The organism is Thermosyntropha lipolytica DSM 11003, assembly GCF_900129805.1.
Taxonomy (GTDB): domain Bacteria; phylum Bacillota; class Syntrophomonadia; order Syntrophomonadales; family Syntrophomonadaceae; genus Thermosyntropha; species Thermosyntropha lipolytica.
On sequence record NZ_FQWY01000021.1, the window covers coordinates 1 to 16940 of the forward strand.

18 protein-coding genes, 1 pseudogene and 1 riboswitch are annotated in these 16940 nt (G+C 42.2%); of the genes and pseudogenes, 1 reads left to right on the forward strand and 18 read right to left on the reverse strand.

Annotation, left to right across the window (positions count from 1 at the left end; all coding sequences use genetic code 11):
- The 11 genes and pseudogenes from BUB92_RS06905 to BUB92_RS06955 all read right to left on the reverse strand — a co-directional run.
- Window positions 1–190, reverse strand: a pseudogene (locus tag BUB92_RS06905) (cyclase family protein); the annotation flags it as partial.
- A 46-nt stretch (window positions 191–236) separates the two neighbouring features.
- Window positions 237–2069, reverse strand: coding sequence for an adenine deaminase (locus BUB92_RS06910; protein WP_242939017.1), 1833 nt, complete (start codon window positions 2067–2069; stop codon window positions 237–239).
- Between the two features lie 479 nt (window positions 2070–2548).
- Window positions 2549–2655, reverse strand: a riboswitch (glycine riboswitch).
- A 116-nt stretch (window positions 2656–2771) separates the two neighbouring features.
- Window positions 2772–3293: a spore maturation protein gene (locus BUB92_RS06915; RefSeq protein ID WP_073092100.1), complete on the reverse strand. Its 522-nt coding sequence runs from the start codon at window positions 3291–3293 to the stop codon at window positions 2772–2774.
- A gap of 15 nt (window positions 3294–3308) precedes the next feature.
- On the reverse strand, window positions 3309–3902 hold the full coding sequence (locus tag BUB92_RS06920) for a nucleoside recognition domain-containing protein (protein ID WP_073092015.1): 594 nt from the start codon (window positions 3900–3902) through the stop codon (window positions 3309–3311).
- Window positions 3903–3996: 94 nt separating this feature from the next.
- Window positions 3997–4419 carry a GerW family sporulation protein gene (gene ytfJ, locus BUB92_RS06925; protein ID WP_073092018.1) on the reverse strand — a complete coding sequence of 141 codons (423 nt, stop codon included), beginning with the start codon at window positions 4417–4419 and terminating at the stop codon, window positions 3997–3999.
- 2 nt (window positions 4420–4421) lie between these two features.
- Window positions 4422–4961, reverse strand: coding sequence for a DUF2953 domain-containing protein (locus BUB92_RS06930; protein ID WP_073092021.1), 540 nt, complete (start codon window positions 4959–4961; stop codon window positions 4422–4424).
- A gap of 58 nt (window positions 4962–5019) precedes the next feature.
- Window positions 5020–5577 (reverse strand): DnaJ family domain-containing protein, encoded by a 558-nt coding sequence (locus BUB92_RS06935; protein ID WP_073092024.1) that lies wholly within the window; start codon window positions 5575–5577, stop codon window positions 5020–5022.
- A gap of 3 nt (window positions 5578–5580) precedes the next feature.
- A complete protein-coding gene (gene scpB, locus BUB92_RS06940; RefSeq protein WP_084728388.1) occupies window positions 5581–6096 on the reverse strand; it encodes an SMC-Scp complex subunit ScpB in 516 nt (171 codons plus the stop codon).
- The gene (locus BUB92_RS06945; protein ID WP_073092104.1) at window positions 6093–6812 is read right to left on the reverse strand and encodes a segregation and condensation protein A; all 720 of its coding nucleotides are present in this window, start codon (window positions 6810–6812) and stop codon (window positions 6093–6095) included. Before BUB92_RS06945 ends, scpB begins: the two co-directional genes overlap by 4 nt.
- 16 nt (window positions 6813–6828) lie before the next feature.
- Window positions 6829–7455 (reverse strand): site-2 protease family protein, encoded by a 627-nt coding sequence (locus BUB92_RS06950; protein ID WP_242939018.1) that lies wholly within the window; start codon window positions 7453–7455, stop codon window positions 6829–6831.
- Window positions 7452–10073: a CBS domain-containing protein gene (locus BUB92_RS06955; protein ID WP_073092027.1), complete on the reverse strand. Its 2622-nt coding sequence runs from the start codon at window positions 10071–10073 to the stop codon at window positions 7452–7454. Before BUB92_RS06955 ends, BUB92_RS06950 begins: the two co-directional genes overlap by 4 nt.
- Before the next feature lie 213 nt (window positions 10074–10286).
- On the opposite strand from BUB92_RS06955, the gene BUB92_RS06960 reads away from it, so the two are divergent.
- Window positions 10287–10778 (forward strand): DUF2889 domain-containing protein, encoded by a 492-nt coding sequence (locus BUB92_RS06960; protein ID WP_073092030.1) that lies wholly within the window; start codon window positions 10287–10289, stop codon window positions 10776–10778.
- A gap of 49 nt (window positions 10779–10827) precedes the next feature.
- Here BUB92_RS06960 and lysA read toward each other — a convergent pair whose 3' ends face one another.
- From lysA to tgt, 7 genes are all read right to left on the reverse strand, one after another.
- Complete coding sequence (lysA, locus tag BUB92_RS06965) at window positions 10828–12141, reverse strand: diaminopimelate decarboxylase (protein WP_073092033.1); 1314 nt, start codon at window positions 12139–12141, stop codon at window positions 10828–10830.
- Window positions 12142–12274: 133 nt separating this feature from the next.
- Entirely contained in the window at window positions 12275–12592 is a 318-nt protein-coding gene (locus BUB92_RS06970; RefSeq protein ID WP_073092036.1) for a LapA family protein, read from the reverse strand.
- Between the two features lie 115 nt (window positions 12593–12707).
- On the reverse strand, window positions 12708–13547 hold the full coding sequence (gene secF / locus BUB92_RS06975; RefSeq protein WP_073092039.1) for a protein translocase subunit SecF: 840 nt from the start codon (window positions 13545–13547) through the stop codon (window positions 12708–12710).
- Between the two features lie 16 nt (window positions 13548–13563).
- Window positions 13564–14766, reverse strand: a complete 1203-nt coding sequence (gene secD / locus BUB92_RS06980) for a protein translocase subunit SecD (protein WP_242939019.1) — start codon at window positions 14764–14766, stop codon at window positions 13564–13566.
- A gap of 59 nt (window positions 14767–14825) precedes the next feature.
- Window positions 14826–15485 carry an HD domain-containing protein gene (locus BUB92_RS06985; protein ID WP_073092045.1) on the reverse strand — a complete coding sequence of 220 codons (660 nt, stop codon included), beginning with the start codon at window positions 15483–15485 and terminating at the stop codon, window positions 14826–14828.
- A gap of 1 nt (window position 15486) precedes the next feature.
- Window positions 15487–15756 (reverse strand): preprotein translocase subunit YajC, encoded by a 270-nt coding sequence (yajC, locus tag BUB92_RS06990; RefSeq protein ID WP_073092048.1) that lies wholly within the window; start codon window positions 15754–15756, stop codon window positions 15487–15489.
- Between the two features lie 67 nt (window positions 15757–15823).
- Complete coding sequence (tgt, locus tag BUB92_RS06995) at window positions 15824–16930, reverse strand: tRNA guanosine(34) transglycosylase Tgt (RefSeq protein WP_073092051.1); 1107 nt, start codon at window positions 16928–16930, stop codon at window positions 15824–15826.
- Window positions 16931–16940 lie beyond the last annotated feature (10 nt).

Below are 16940 nucleotides of genomic sequence, written 5' to 3' on the forward strand. Positions count from 1 at the left end.
GATTGCGGGCCGAGAATCCAAGGGTCGGAGAACCAGTTGCCTTCTGGCTCTCTTCATGGGTCTGGTTCACCATGATAAAGGTCTTCTGGTGGATGGGGTAGAGCGGCATCCCCTGGTAAATAGGCTGTGATAAATCAATGATTTCGTACTGCTGGTTGAAATTGCGGGGGTCGATTTCAATCTTCCGCATGCTGAAAAACACTCCTTTCTTTATCGCTTGCACTTGCCTTGAGGAATTATTCTTTAATCGTCGGTATTACACAGTAGTTGTTGGCATCAATTACTCCCTTGTCGGTTATCTTCCACTTCGGACTGGTAGACAGGGAGAGGAAAGCTAAGTGCATAAACGGTGCATGTACCTTGCAGCCAAGCTCTTCTGCTGCCATCCGGGTCAGGTTGCTCATGATTTCGGTCAGCTCTTCTGCTGTATGCTCATCTGTCATTAAGCCACCTATCCTTAATGGCAGCTCTCCTATTACTTTGCCGTCTTTTACAAGAACCAGTCCTCCCTGCAGTTCTATGATCCGGTTTACGGCCAGGGCCATGTCTTCATAGTTGGTTCCCATTACGATTATGTTGTGGGTGTCATGGGATACGGTCTCGGCTATCGCTCCTGCTTTTAACCCAAATCCTTTGACAAAGGTGGCTCCTATATCAGGTTGTCCATGTCTTCCTACTACGGCTATCGGCAGGAGGTCGTTTTCTATATCCGGTTTTACATAGCCCCCTTCGGCTACCATTTCGGCTTCTACCGCATCAGTTAAGTTCTGGTCGACGATTAATCCTATGCATCTTACCGTTACTTTGCCTTCTTTGTCGCATTTTACTTTGAGTTCTTCTGGTTTTACCGGCGCCCTCTTTACCGAATGTTTTACATAGTCAGGATAGGTGTATCTCGGCAGATCTATTAACAGTTTTCCGTCTTTGGCTACTAACTGCCCTTTCAGAAATACTTCGGATACGTTCATGTCTTCCAGTTTGCCTTCGATTACGGCTATGTCCGCTAATTTGCCCGGAGCCAGTACTCCTATTTCATCCAGCCCATGCCAGGTCGCCGGGTTGATGGTTGCCATCTGGATGGCTTCTACCGGATCTACTCCCTGTTTGATAGTCCTTCTGATGATGTCATTCATGTGCCCGTATTTGGCTATGTCTTCGGCCAGCATGTCATCGGTTGCCAGTATTGCCCGCCGGGAATCCATGCCTTCTTCGGTTATGGCCCTTATGCATTCCGGCATGTTCCTCTGGGTGGAACCTTCACGCATGAGCACATATACACCATAGCGCAGCTTTTCCATCATTTCTTCTTTGGTGGTTGTTTCATGACAGGATACGTCCGTTCCCCCTGCTATGATGTGGGCAGCCAGATGCGGTCCAAACAGCTCCGGAGCATTGCCGTCCACTTTTTTGCCCAGGCTTCTTGCATATACCGTGGATACTATGGTGTCCCTGAATACTGCCGGGTTGTGTTTATATACATCCTTAGCGGCACTTACTCCCTGGGTCTCCCCTATACCGGATACGGTAGGATAGTTCAGCATTTCCGGCAGGTCTTTGGAGGTTATATTATACCCTGCAGTCTCCAGTCCAGGTGAATCAGGGGTTAAGGCCGGTACCCGGGAAAATACATGCTGCGGCATTAAGGCTGCTTCTTCACACATAGCCTTTATTCCCATGGGCCCTAATACGTTTCCTATTTCGTGCGGGTCAGATATTAAACAGGTCGTTCCGGTGGGTATGGATAATCTGGAAAATTCCGTGATGGTGAGCATGGCACTTTCAAAATGCATATGGGAATCGATAAATCCCGGGCATATATATTTGCCCTGCATGTCATACACTTCGGTATTCGGTCCGATAAGGGAAGAGCAGTCCCCTACCATGAGGATGTATTCCCCGTGAATAGCTACATCAGCTTCATAAATCTCCCGGGTGATTACGTTTACTACTTTTCCACCCTTTAACACCTTCTCGGCATACTGGTTGGGGTCCATGAGGACATCTACCAGCTTCTGCCTCTCCGATACCAACTTCAGGTCTTTGATGCTGAGGTTCATCTCACCGGACATATAACACTTTCCTCCTTTACATTTATTACCTGCATAAAACAGAAATCAGTTTTTATACAACAACTGATCTCACATTTATTCTGTCTAAAAAAACCGGTTTTATTCCCACCACTCCAAATTTATGTATGCGCAAGGATAATTGTAAGAATTCAAAGAATTCACTTTACTTTTTGATTTTTTTGCCAAAAGGTTAACATAATTTAATGAGTTATTAACGATTTCTTAACAATTTCTTAATAAAACACCCTTCGCTTTCAGTCTATCCTAGTCACTAATATAATTCAATACTTCCCCAATACTACTTTCCAATAGTCACCATAAATATGTTTTATTGCCTTATAGGTTTAAAACCATCCCACCAAGGCCAAATAAAAAGACAGAGTATAAGGCACCATTTATGCCTTTACTCTGTCTCCGGGGCCTGAGAGATTCGCTTTTAAAAGCTTGCTCCTTCGGCGTCTTTAAGACTTTCCAGAGTTGCATCAGGATAGGTCCTTTCACCTGAGAGTTTCGCTAAACATCAGGCATAATGATGTTCAGCTTGCTCCTTCGGTAGGGGCCAAACCCTTTCTCCCTGTTCCTTCATCTGCAAATATATTTAATTTTTATGTCCAAGCTTGTGATTTTTCTCTCAAAATCTGTTAATAATATACCCTCATTAGTTTCATTATGTCAATAAGATAAAATATTTATAACTATTAATTATCTATATAATAAATTGCAAATATACAAAGCGGCAATAAATCCACTTATATCAGCAGACAAACCTGTAATAATAGAATATTTATATTTTTTAATCCCTACCGATCCAAAATATACAGTCAAAACAAAAAAAGTAGTATCAGTAGTACCCTGCATTACGGAAGCTAAACGTCCAATAAAAGAATCGGGGCCATATATGCGCATAAGTTCAGTTGCCATTCCTAACACCCCGCTTCCCGAAAGAGGCCTCATGATAGCCAAAGGCAAAATCTCCGAAGGAGCCCCTAGTTTTGCAGTAACCGGATTTAAAATATTACTCAAACCTTCCATCGCTCCCGAAGCTCTAAAAACAGAAATAGCAACCATCATACCAACTAAAAAGGGTATTATTTTTACGGCCGTTATAAATCCCTCTTCTGCCCCTTCCACAAATGTTTCGTAAACCGGAACTTTTTTTATAAAGCCGTAAACAGGAATGGTAAGAAGTAAAAAAGGGATAGCCCAGGTAGATATTATATTCATTATTTCCCCAAGCACTCATCTAATCCTCCCCTGTTTTCTCCTCTTCCGGAACCAATAATCAAGAGAAACAGCTACAAACATAGAAAAAGCAGTAGCCAAAATACAAGGCCCTACAATTTCAACCGGGTTGGCAGAGCCAAATGATAAGCGAACGCCAATAATAGTAGCAGGAATTAAAGTTATACAGGAAGTGTTAAGAGCTAAAAATGTACACATAGCTTCGGAAGCTTCTTTAGAATTATTATTTAATTTTTGCAGTTCCTGCATAGCTTTCATACCAAAAGGGGTAGCAGCATTGCCCAGCCCCAACATATTCGCACTCAAATTTAATATTATAGCTCCCATAGCCGGGTGTTCCGGAGGTACACTGGGAAATAGCTTTACCGTCAATGGTTTCATTATTTTAGCTAAACTTTCCACTAGACCAGCCTTTTCCGCGATTTTCATTATTCCCAGCCATAAAGCCATAACTCCAACAAGGTCAAAACATACTTCAACTGCTCCTTTAGCCGCTCCTAAAGCTGCTTCGGTCACTACTGCTATATTACCATGATAAGCAGCCGTAATTATTCCACTTACCAACAGCAAAAGCCATATTACATTAAGCATTTTTCACCCTCCCAGCAAAAATTCTTGCTAGAAGGTTATGAAATTTTTATAAAAAATAGAACAGCCCCAAGTACCCGAACTGTTCGCAAGCAATTTACTGTATCTTATTTTCTTCTCCCTTATTCTTTTTGTTTATAAGATTTTCCATTTTTTCTATAAACTGAGGTGCCAGGTCGACAATCCTTTCGGCCAGAGGATTACCGCTTACCGACATTAACCGCACCTCATTCATTCTAACTACCAGAAAACCTATTGGTTTAACCGATACCCCAGCTCCACTTCCTCCAGCAAAAGGAAGATTATCTCCTTTTTTGCCATCTGTCAGTTCATATTCTCCTCCTCCGGCTACAAAACCTGTAGCTACCTGGGATACGGGAATTATAACTGTACCATCATTAGTTTCTACCGCATCACCTACTACCGTATTTACATCTACCATCTCTTTTATGCTCTGCATCGCCGTTTTCATTAACCCTTCGATAGGATGAGATTTATTGCCATTTTCTTTAAGTTCCATATCTAAACCTCCTGCTTGGCAAGTAGACTACATATTCCTATGAGCATAATATGTACCATTGTCAGCCGGACTATACAAAAAAGTTCTGATTTTTTGCTTTCATGTACGAAATCAGGTTTAATGCTTATATAAATCTTTTTTATCCTCATTTGACTGCGCAAAAAACCCAAAAGTATCCCTTTTATTATCCACCATCCTCCAACAGCCCAGGCGGTATGGGCAGCATCATCTGTTCCCCACATCGTCTCCCAGTCAAGCTTTTCTATAGAGATAAAAGATAGTAAAGGGCGATATAAATTTTTAAAATACCCTGCAGGGAATCTTTTTCTTTTTTTAAAACCCGGGTCAGCAAATATGAATTGATCAATACTATATAAGCTTAACCTATAGGCAAACTCCTTTTTCCACCATATGCCAAGTTTGACCTGTAAGCCTAGCTTAACCTCATCACTTTCCACTTCCAGCTTTATGCTTATATATAATTTAACCGGCATCATCAATAGCAGCAGAAAAACAAGAAAGCTGATGCATACATACCACATAACCAGCCTATTCTCCCGTTTTTCATAATAGTTTCCATATTTTAAAAAGAGTTATGCATCAGCTCGGTTTTAAATTTTCAATTTCTTTTTCAATAGCGGTAATTATTTTGTACATTTCATCATCTACATTGATGTTAGCCCGGTTTTCGCGAAAAGTCGGACAGTGCAGATTATAATCAACTATCTTGCGGCTTATGCGTTCTAAAGCCAAACGGCTTTCATAATAAAAATGGGCTTTTTTCTTTTCAAAATTTTTGCAGGCCTTATCATTTCTTTTTTGACTGTAAAACATGCGTACATATTTTTTAAAATATTCAACTTCCTGATCAAGTTTTTTAAAATCAGCATCAATTTCTTTTCCCAATTCAATCCAGTAAGGGGCAAAATTATTATTTTTAAGTATTTTGAAAACCATGCGCAGTTCCGGAGGTTCAAAGGGATTCTCATAAAACTTGATCGGCTTGCCGGCTCCTTCCAGATTATCAAACTCCCCCCTGGCCATGGCCTTTTCTATCTGCATCTCCACCAGATCCTGGGTACTGCTCATATACCGGGCCAGAGGCCTTGCTTTCTCCGCTTTTATTTTTACTTCTTCTTCATAAGACCTTTCTCTCACCCTCTATTCCCCCTCAATATCAGGTAGTTCATCTAAGCTTGATAAGCCAAATATCTTCAGGAAATTATCCGTAGTCACATATAAAACCGGTCGGCCCGGAACATCTTTATAGCCGGCTTCCGCAATAAGCCCTTTTTCTAGAAGATTAGCTATGATTTTATCTGCTTTTACTCCTCTTATCCTCTCGATTTCCGCTCTGGTTATCGGCTGTTTGTAAGCAATTATAGCCAGGGTTTCCATAGCTGCCCCGGAGAGCCTCTTTTTAACGGTACGGTTCATGCGGGCCAGAATATCGGAATATTCTTCCTTGGTACACATGAAAGCCTCATTATCGTCAACAACTATTTGAATACCTCTTTTCCTGTCCTCATTATATTCCTGCACCAGCTCATCTAGTATAGCCTTAACCTCATCTTCCGGTATGTGCATAATGCCTGCCAGCTCTTTTATGTGTACCTTTTCCGCCCGTACAAACAAGATAGCTTCCAGAGCCCCCTTAATCTGATCACGCATCATCATGAGCTTTCTTCCACCTGTAAAAATATTTTTATGGGCATTTCCTGAGCTTCCTGATAAGCCCTAACCTTACCCAGCCGAATAAGCTCAAGTAGAGCCAAAAAAAGAGCCAAAGCTTCTCTCCTCCATTTTATACCATAGAATAATTCCTGAAAAACAACTTCTTTCCCCTCCGCAAGTTTAGCCAGAATTTCCTCCATTTTTTCCGCTACATTTATATCTCCTGTCGGCATAGCATAAACTTCTCTCTTTTCCGGGATACGGTTGACTACCGACTTGTATGCCTTAACTAGTGTTTTTACATCAACTGTCAGCTCTTCCTGAAGAGGCACCTCTTGATAAAAATCCCGGAAAAACACCCGATCAATCTCCCCCTCCTGTCTGGCTTCCAGCCAGAGGGCAACTTTTTTATACCTGCGGTATTCCAGCAGGCTTTTTACCAGATCGGCTCTCGGGTCTTCTTCTTGCTCTTCCTCTGTCCAGGGAGAAGATCCCGGAAGCAGCATTTTCGATTTGAGCTGCAAAAGATAAGAAGCCATAAGCAAAAAAGCTCCCAGATTCTCAATATTTATTTTATCTTCTTTTTGCAAATATTCCATATACTGATCACTTATCTGGGCCACCGGTATATCATATATATCTATTTCATTTTTCTCAATAAGATAAAGCAAAAGGTCTAAAGGTCCATGGAAGACTTCCAGATCAACTACATAATCCATAAAACATCCCTCATTTTCAAAATACCAGGAGAGATAAAAAACCATAAATTATTTTCACCAAAGGCCAGATAAGAGCAGAAGTAGTACCGGTAAAGATAAGCACAAGGAGAATGAGAAACCCATACTGCTCCAGGGCATAAATAGCTCTGGCTCCAGAATCCGGCAAAATACCGGCCAAAATTTTGGCACCATCCAGAGGGGGTACGGGTATTAAATTAAAAGCAGCCAGGATAAGGTTAATCCATATCAGGGGTTCGATAAGCCTTAATGCATATATCCCCCACTCTGCAGTCTGAAAAGGAAGCAAAAATTTATAAGCCAGCATGCCGATAAAAGCCAGCACTATATTCATCCCTGGTCCAGCCAGAGAAACCAGCATCATTCCCCGTTTTACCCCCACATTTTTAAAGTTATAAGGATTAACCAGCACAGGTTTGGCCCAGCCAAACTTAAAAAAGAGCAGCATAAAAAATCCGATCCAGTCAATATGCGGCAAAGGATTAATAGTCAACCGGCCCTGATGATAAGGGGTATCATCTCCTAACCAGTAGGCTACCTGGCCATGGGCATATTCATGAAAAGTTAGAGCAATTAAAATAGCCGGCAGCCAGGTTATCATTTCCATAATCGAAGGCATATTCATATCCAACTCTCCTTTATCCATTTTTTTACCATGTTAATCTCTTCATCCTTATCTTTAACTATCCCATCTAGTTTCAAAAGATAAAGCTCATCCAGTATTTTCTTATAAACAGGGCCAGGTTTAAGCCCTAAAATTCTGAGATCATGGCCATTTATTTCTAATTTGATCTTTTCCTTACGGTCCAGATATTCTACTATTTTTTCCCATATTTTTTCTTCTCTCACCAGCAGGAGTAGATAAATCAAGCTTTCCTTTTCCCAGCCATTTATCAGCTTATCCAGCCAGCTAGATTTTATATCGCGGGCAGCAGCTATCTCCTGCCACACCATCCCGGCTTTTTCTATTTCTTTAACCGCTTTGAGGGCCTGCCTGTCCAAAGGATAACAAGCTAAAAATTTTTCCCGGCTTTCCTGATCAGCCAGAGCTAAAATAGCTCCCAGGTATACCAGCCAGGTTTTTACATAAAGGGCATGATATCTTTCCTTAAACCAGGCAACAACAGAAGGAATGCGCCGCCACAAACCTTCATCAGCCCTATCTAAATCTACATCCGGCAGAACATACTCCCAAACGCCGATCTCCTTCATCCTTATTAAAGCCGGCATAGGGTCAGGCTCACTCAATATGAGAATTAGTTCCTGCAAAATCCTTTTATAGGAAAGCTTCCCCAGCATGCGCCGTTCCACGGCATCCTGGGCCAGACGCAGAGTATCAGGTTCGATAGTAAAACCATATCGCGTTTCAAATCTTATAGCCCGCATTATGCGGGTAGGATCCTCAATGAAACTTAAATTATACAGGATACGGATATATTTTTGTTCTAAATCGCGCCTTCCCCCAAAATAATCAATAAGCTCACCATATCTGTCCGGATTAAGAGCAACCGCCAGGGTATTTATGGTAAAATCTCTCCGGTATAAATCTTCCCGCAGCGAAGATTTTTCCACCTTCGGCAGAGCAGCCGGAAACTCATAATACTCAGTACGGGCCGTTGCCACATCTATTTTGAAATCATCATTTATTATCACTACTGCCGTCCCGAAACGTTTATGAATCCTAACCCTGCCTCCTAACCTTTCCGCCAGGGAAATGGCCAGCTTTTCTCCTTCTCCTTCCACTACCAGGTCGATGTCAAAATTAGGATAAGAAAGCAGCAGATCCCGCACAAAACCTCCTACGCAGTACACCTTATACCCCAGTTCTTCCGCCACTTCCCCTGCGGTCTTAAGTAAATGCAGTATATCATAAGGCATCTTTGCTTCCAATAATTCTTTGACATTAAAATAATCATGTCCTCCCGGCTGATACATGATCATATGATCCTCAGGATACTCATCACCGTGCAAAACGCGAAGAATATCAGTACGGGAAACTATCCCTATCAGCCTTCCATTTTCGATAACCGGCAAACGTCCTATATCATTTTCTACCATTATCTTCTGAACCTGGGCTACCGGAGTATCCGGTGTAACCCACTTTACACCGGTAGTCATAAAAGCTTTAACCGGAGCATGTCCCAGATTATGCATTCTAGCCTTATCAACATCGCGCCGTGATATAACACCTACCATTTTATCCCCATCTACCACCGGCATCCCTGTATGCCCGTAGCGCAACATCACCTTTCCGGCCTCTTCCATAGTAAATGTTAAAGGTATAGTCTTAACCGGACTAGACATTATATCCCTGGCAGTAAGGCCAGGCAGCACACTATCCTTTAGCCTCTGTTCCAGCAAAAGGAGCATTTCTTCAACACTTTTGCCTTTGACCACAGTTGAGGCAGCCTTCTCATGACCTCTACCCCCCCAGGGAGCTAAAACTTCATTTACTTTAACCGTATCGGTACGGCTTCTCCCTACGATATTAACTTTCCCTTCCATTAATACCAGGGTAAAAACAGCCTCACTGTTTTCAACTTCCATAAGCCTGTAGGTTACTACATCCAGCCCGGGGATAAAATCTTCTCTTATCGCCCAGGCTACAGCTATATCTGTATGTCCTATATTAAAATGTTTAACGCTTTGCAAAAGTTCCTGCCAGAGCCCTTTCTGTTCTTCGGAAAAAGACAGCTCCATAAAATTTGCTATGACCGAAAGATTAGCCCCTTTTTGCAAAAGGTAGGCTACTGCATAAGCATCCCGGTAAGTAGTAGATTGAAAAAGCAGGCTTCCCGTATCCTCATATATCCCTAAAGCCAGGATGGTGGCTTCAAAAGGGGTTATTTCCAGATCCTTCTCCATTATTTTTTCTACGAGTATAGTCGTAGCTGCTCCTACTTCCTGCACTTCTTTTATGGTTCCTTTTATATCATCATCCATAACCGGATGGTGATCATAAACATGTATCTCTATATCTTCGCGCCCGGCCAATTCCTTTAACTTTCCCAGACGATGAGCGCTAGCCGTATCAACAATAATAAGCCTTTTTACTTCATCAAAGTCAATCTCTCTAGGATTTTTTATAAACAAGGAATCCTTATAGATAGCCATAAATTTTTTTACATTTTTTGATAGGGTGCCAGCCAAAACCTTAACTCCTGAAGGATAAAGCTTATTGGCAGCAACCATAGCAGCCAACCCATCAAAATCCAGCGCATTATGTGAAGTAATTACATCCACCTTTACTCCCCCATCCTCATGATTATCTGCATTATAACATAAACTATTTTCTCATTTTAAATCTAAGCTGTTAACATTTAAAGCTTAAATTATTTTACCATAATATGTAATAATAAAAACTAAAAATAATGGCAGCATAAATATTGTTTATTTGCCCTCCCGTATATACATTCATATAATAAGCTGATAAAAGCACAAAAAGGAGAGGAAATGATGTACGAAAAATCGGAAAAATACGTCGTCAAAGTCCTACCCCATAAAGGCTATGAAGTCATCGGCTACTGGCAGGATGACATCCATCGTTTAAAAAGCCGCATAGTATTTGAATATAAAACTAATAAAATTATCGCTGCCGAGGTCGAAGCGGAAAAAACCCCCTTTCCCATCTGCACTCAGGGCATCCAGAGCATAAAAAACCTTATCGGCAAACAGGTAAGCCCTGGTTTTTATAATGTGGTGAAAGCTAATGTGATGAATAAAGATGGATGCATACATGTAGGAGAACTAGTTTTAGGTTCCGTCAAAGCAGCTATCCAGGCCGCTTCCCGGGAAATGCCGGAATGGGTGGAAGAAGAAGATTATAAAGCCAGGTGGGCAGTATTCAGTTCCATCTACAAGGATAAATGTATATTCTTCGCCCAGCCAGATGCGGAAACTAAAGCGCTTCAGATGCTGCACGAATGTGGAAAAAACAAAGGTGAATAGCAAAAGGGGATGGCGCCTAGACGAGCCATCCCCTTCTTTACGGTTTTTTTTACTTTCTTAACCGTTCAGGCAAAACATCATTGCGTATAATATCTTCATAAGTTTCCCTTTTTACAATTACCTCAGCCTTACCTTCATTTACCAGTACCATGGCCGGCCGGGGAAGCCGGTTATAGTTGCTGGACATAGCATAATTATAGGCACCGGTAGCAAAGACAGCTAAAATATCTCCCGGTTCTACAGTAGGAAGCTCTATATCCCAAATCAGCATATCTCCTGATTCACAGCACTTACCGGCAATAGATACCTTTTCCCTTACTGGTTTATCTGCCTTGTTGGCCAAAATAGCAGTATATTTTGCACCATACAAGGCCGGACGCGGATTATCTCCCATTCCTCCATCTACCGCCACATATTTCCTTATCCCTTTAACCTCTTTCCTCGACCCGATGGTGTAAAGTGTAATGCCGGCCGGTCCGGATATAGCTCTTCCCGGTTCTACTATTACTCGGGGCATCTTTAAATTATATTCATCCGCCTTTTCCCTAACCGTAAGCATAACTGCTTCTGCCCAATCTTTAGGATCACAGGGTTCATCGCCTTTATAATAGAAAATACCAAAACCCCCGCCCATATCCAGTTCATCTAGTTCTAAGCCCAACTCGTTCTTTACGGTAGCATAAAAATCCATCATAACACCTGTCGCATGACGGAAAGAGGCCATTTCAAAAATCTGCGAGCCAATATGACAGTGCAAACCTTTTAAATTAAGCCATTTACAATCCAGAGCCATTCTTACTCCCTCTAAAGCCTGCCCATCGGGGAGGGTAAAACCAAACTTGGAATCTATCTGCCCGGTTTTTATATATTCATGGGTGTGCGCCTCTACCCCTGGAGTTATGCGTAGCATTATATCCTGTTTCTTGCCCATCTCCGAACATATGTGGTTTAAAAGTTCAAGTTCATAAAAGTTATCGACCACAATCCTGCCTACACCCGTTTCCAATGCCATTACAAGTTCTTCCCGGCTTTTGTTATTCCCGTGGAAAAAAACTTTATCCATCGGAAATCCAGCTTTAAGGGCCGTGAAAATTTCGCCTCCTGATACAACATCCAGCCCCAGTCCTTCCTCTTCGGCAATCTTTACCAGGGCCAAACAGCTCAATGACTTGCTGGCATATATAACTAGAGAATCACCATAAGCAGAAAAAGCTTCTTTAAATCGACGGCAGTTTTCCCGAAAACCCTGCTCATCTATAACCCAGAGGGGGGTTTTAAACTCTGCTGCCAGTTCAACCGCATCTATCCCCCCAATTTCTAAATGCCCTTTTTCATTTATCCGCATCGTACCGGTCAAATACAAACTCTCAGCCTCCTTTATAAACTGAGTAAAATCTTCGTTATTTTAACATTATAAACCGCCAGGGGTCAATTAAAGGGCATAAATATACAGCATACATAAAAAACCAGGGAGCAAATCCCTGGTTGCTTAAAACTTATTGAGGCTTATCTGTATTTTCCGCCGGCTTACTTTCTTTACTACTTTCTCCGGTCAAACTTTTTATCTGTTTTTGTAGTTTGCGGTTCTCGGCGGTTAATTCTTTAATTCTGCGCGCAATCTTGAACTGGCGAAAGCTGTCAATAAGAAAGGTTATAACCGCACCCGACAGAGCAGCAATTAGAACTACTACAGCCAGAGAAACCTTAGGAGAAGTCCAGGAAAGAAAATGAACGGTAACTTCAGATGTATTCTGAAAAACAAAGATGGCTACTCCCAGAATAAAAAGCAGTGCCCCGATCAGATAGCCTTGCATATACCTTCGCCCCCGTTTTTCTTTGCTTTTGGGTTTATTTTAAACCTCATCTATTTTTTTGCCAATATATTTTAAAAACCCGGGGAGGTTTTTCTCTTCCCCCTGGGGTATGGCCTTAAGCTCTAGCTTTAAGTTCATACCAGACAGGGCTGGCAATAAAAATAGAGGAATAAGCCCCGCTTATAAAACCGATAAGCATGGCCAGCACAAACAGCTTTATCGTAGCCCCACCGAAAGCTAATAACGCAATTAAGGCAAAGGCCGAAGTCAAAACGGTATTTATAGAACGGTTAAGGGTTTGCATTATACTCCGGTTTATAAGGGTCATAAGGTCTTCCTTGAGCTTAAAGCTTAAGTTCTCACGGATGCGGTCAAATACAACAATAGTATCATTTATCGAATAACCTATGACCGTAAGTATAGCCGCAATAAAGGAACTATTTACCTCCCACTGGAAGAGCGAGAAAAGTCCTAATACTACCAGTACGTTGTGCATAATACCTACAATAGCAGCAATACCAAAATAAAATTCGAAGCGTACGGTTATATAAATAAGCATCAAAACCCCTGCTATCAGCAAAGCCAAAACCGCATTGCGGGTAAGCTCTTTGCCAATAACCGGCCCTACGCTCTCCGCACTTAAAAACCGAACTTGACCAAATTTCCCTTCCAGGGCTTTTAGCAGCTCTTTCGTCTCTTCCTGGCTCAACTCTCTAGTTCTTATATAAAAATCAGCTCCACTTTTCTGCACCTCTGCTCTTCCCAGGTCAAAACTGCTTAATACCGAACGCACTTCACCAGCAGTTACTTTTTCATCTATCCTTATGTTGAGCACAGATCCTCCGGTAAAATCTATACCCAAATTAAGCCCCTGAACAAAAAGGGATATAAGGCCAGGAATAATCACCAGAAGTGAAATAATATAAAAAATCTTTCTTCTCTGTACTATCTGCATCTTTATCCCCCCTTTTTTAAACGCCATATAATTTGGTGTTTTTAGTTATATTAGCAAAAAGAATAAGCATATAGCGGGTAAATATCAGAGCTACTAACATGCTGGCTACTATCCCAATGGAAAGAGTAACCGCAAAGCCTTTAATAGGCCCGGTGCCAAAATACATGAGAACCAGTGCCGTTATCAAAGTGGTTATATTAGCATCCAGTATAGTGCGGAAAGCGCGTCTGAATCCCGCCTCAATAGCCGCCAGCAAGGTTTTACCCAGCCTTAGTTCTTCTTTTATTCTTTCGTATATGATTATATTAGCATCTACTGCCATACCGATCGAAAGAGCAAAAGCAGCAATACCGGGCAAAGTAAGCACAGCTCCTAAAGCCCACATAGTCCCTAAAACCAGCAAAGCATATAAAATCAGAGAGATATCAGCAATAAGACCAGGCAGCCTGTAGTATCCGAGCATAAAAATCAAAACCGCAATAATTCCGACAATCCCGGCTTTTATGCTTTTTTCCAGGGAATCTGCTCCCAGGGTAGGCCCTATCGACCTTTTTTCCATTACCTTAAATGAAACCGGCAGCGCACCGGAACGCAGAAGAACAGCCAAATCCTGCGCTTCTTTGGCGGTAAAATCACCTTCAATTACAGCCTGCCCGGTAGTTATAACATCTCTTACCACCGGCGCACTTACCACATTATTGTCAATTACTATAGCAATACGACGTCCCAGGTTTTCCTGGGTAGCCTTAGCAAAGAGCTTGGTCCCTTCTTTATCAAATTCCAGTTGCACCATAGCTCCTCTCTGAGGGTCAACTGTAGCCTGCGCATCCTTTAAGTTTTTTCCTGTAAGCAGCACATTCCCCTGTTCATCCCAGAACTCAAGCTGAGAAGTAGTCTTTAAAAGGTCAACTGCTGCTTCGGGATCTTCTTCCCCGGCAATTTCGATTACTATTCTGCGATCCCCTTGCGGGAACAAATTAGTCTCCTTTACGCCCAGGCTATCTACACGATTGCGCAGTATCCCCAGGGCTTTTTGGATAGTATCCGGGGTTACCTCCTGTCCTTCGGTTTCTTCAGCTTCCAGAACTACCCTTAGCCCTCCCCGCAGATCCAAACCTAATTTTATATTCTCTTTTATCGGCTCATACAGGTAATAAGTCAAAAAAGCTAAAGCCGCAATAATAACCGCTATTATTAAAATACTTGAAGTTTTCTTCACCTTTTTTCCTCCTTCCCACATAAAAGCCGGGCACAGATTAAGGCCCTGGCTTTACATTTTTATAAAAGTTTGGCTCCATTGATTATGAGCTCAAACTGACAACCCAGAAAATCAGCAGCCCGCCTGCACATGAGCATACGGCTCAAAAATATTTCAAAATACTCCATAACCGGGCATATACTGGTATCTATGGTAAGCTGCATAGTAATAACCTTTTCCTTTTCCCTGACTATAAGGTTTGATTCTTTTACCGCATAATTTACCCGGTCATGGATGTCAAAAGTTGAAACATCGGTATTGCGTACCCGGTTGCGGTGGACATGCGACTTATCTGCCAGTATAAGGGCTGCTGCCACTTCATTTACGGGATGTCCATTACCCTCATCATGGTTGCCTATAGCGGCACCAATCACAGCTACTTCTGCCGGATCCATGCCCATACGTCGCAGTATCTCCATAGCTATAAGGGCTCCGCTCTGGCTATGACCATTTCTATTTACCACATTGCCCAGATCATGCATGTAACCTGCAATCCCTGCTAATTCTGCTGTGCGTTCATCATAACCCAGTTTTATCATTATTTCCCGGCTTCTATTGGCTACCAGGCTCACATGGATAAAGCCATGATCAGTATAACCCATCTGGCCTAAATGTTCATTTCCTTTCTGGATAAATGTCTTTACCAGAAGATTTTCCTTGACATCCTTCAGAGTCACCATATTAATCCTCTACCTTATAGGCAATAGCTTTCTTCAAAAACTCAATTTCCGTATTATCATTGACCCTTACCAAAAACGTATCATCCTTCACCTTGGCAATCTCGCCTTTTATCCCCCCTATGGTTACTACCTTATCCCCCTTCCTTAACCCGGCCAGCATTTCACTATGCTTTTTCTCCTGTTTTCTACGCGGCCAAATGATAAAAAGATAAAAAATAGCAATAAAAGCCCCAAAATAAACTACCAGAGTTAAAATTTCATTCGTACCCATTTAGCCCATCCTCCTTATTTTTTCAAAACTCAGTTATAATTCGATAAAAAAATCAAAATCCCTCTTATCAAGGTTTATATTGGCGGAAGAAATTATCGTAAAATTCTCCAAACCTTCCCTCAGCTAACGCCTGGCGTATTTTGGCCATCAAGCTGGTCAGGAAATAGATATTATGATAAGAAAGAAGCCTGGAAGCCAGTATTTCTTCTGCTTTTATAAGATGCCTTATATAAGCCCGGCTGTAATTTTTACATACATAGCAATCACACCAAGGATCCACCGGACTAAAGTCCTCAGCAAAACCGGCATTGCGCACCGTAATCCTGCCCTGATGGGTAAAAGCGGTGCCGTGTCTGGCCAAGCGGGTAGGTAAAACACAATCAAACATATCTATACCTCTTTTTACTCCTTCGACCAGATCCTCCGGTGCTCCTACCCCCATTAAATACCGGGGTTTATCTTCCGGCAATAAAGTGTGGGTAAGCTCCAATATCCGATACATTTCCGACTTGGGCTCCCCCACACTCAAGCCTCCCACCGCATAACCGGGAAAATCAAGAGCTACAATATCCTCAGCACTTTTCCGGCGCAGATCATCAAAAATGCTTCCCTGGACAATGCCAAAAAGAGCCTGATCTTCCCTTTTATGATGCTCCCTGCAGATTTTGGCCCACAAGCTGGTTCGCCGCAAAGCCTCTTTCGCATATTCATAGGTACAGGGATAAGGTGCACACTCATCAAAACACATAGCAATATCCGCACCAAGCTTCTGCTCAATCTCCATAACTTTTTGCGGAGTTAAAAAATGGCGCGACCCGTCTATATGGGAATTAAAATAAACTCCCTCATCCGTTATTTTGCGGAGCTTGCTCAAACTGAAAACCTGAAAACCGCCACTGTCAGTAAGTATCCCCCGCTTCCAGTTCATAAACTTGTGCAGGCCTCCTGCCTTCTCGACCAGATCAGCTCCGGGCCTTAAATAAAGGTGATAAGTATTGGACAGTATAATATCAGCACCTATTTCATATAAATCTTCCGGAGTAAGGGTCTTTACTGTAGCCTGGGTTCCTACCGGCATAAATATAGGCGTCTTACACTTCCAGTGGGCAGTTTCCAGCTCCCCCAGCCGCGCACCGGAAGAAGCATCTTTTTTTATAACTTTAAATTTAAGCATAAACTCCTCC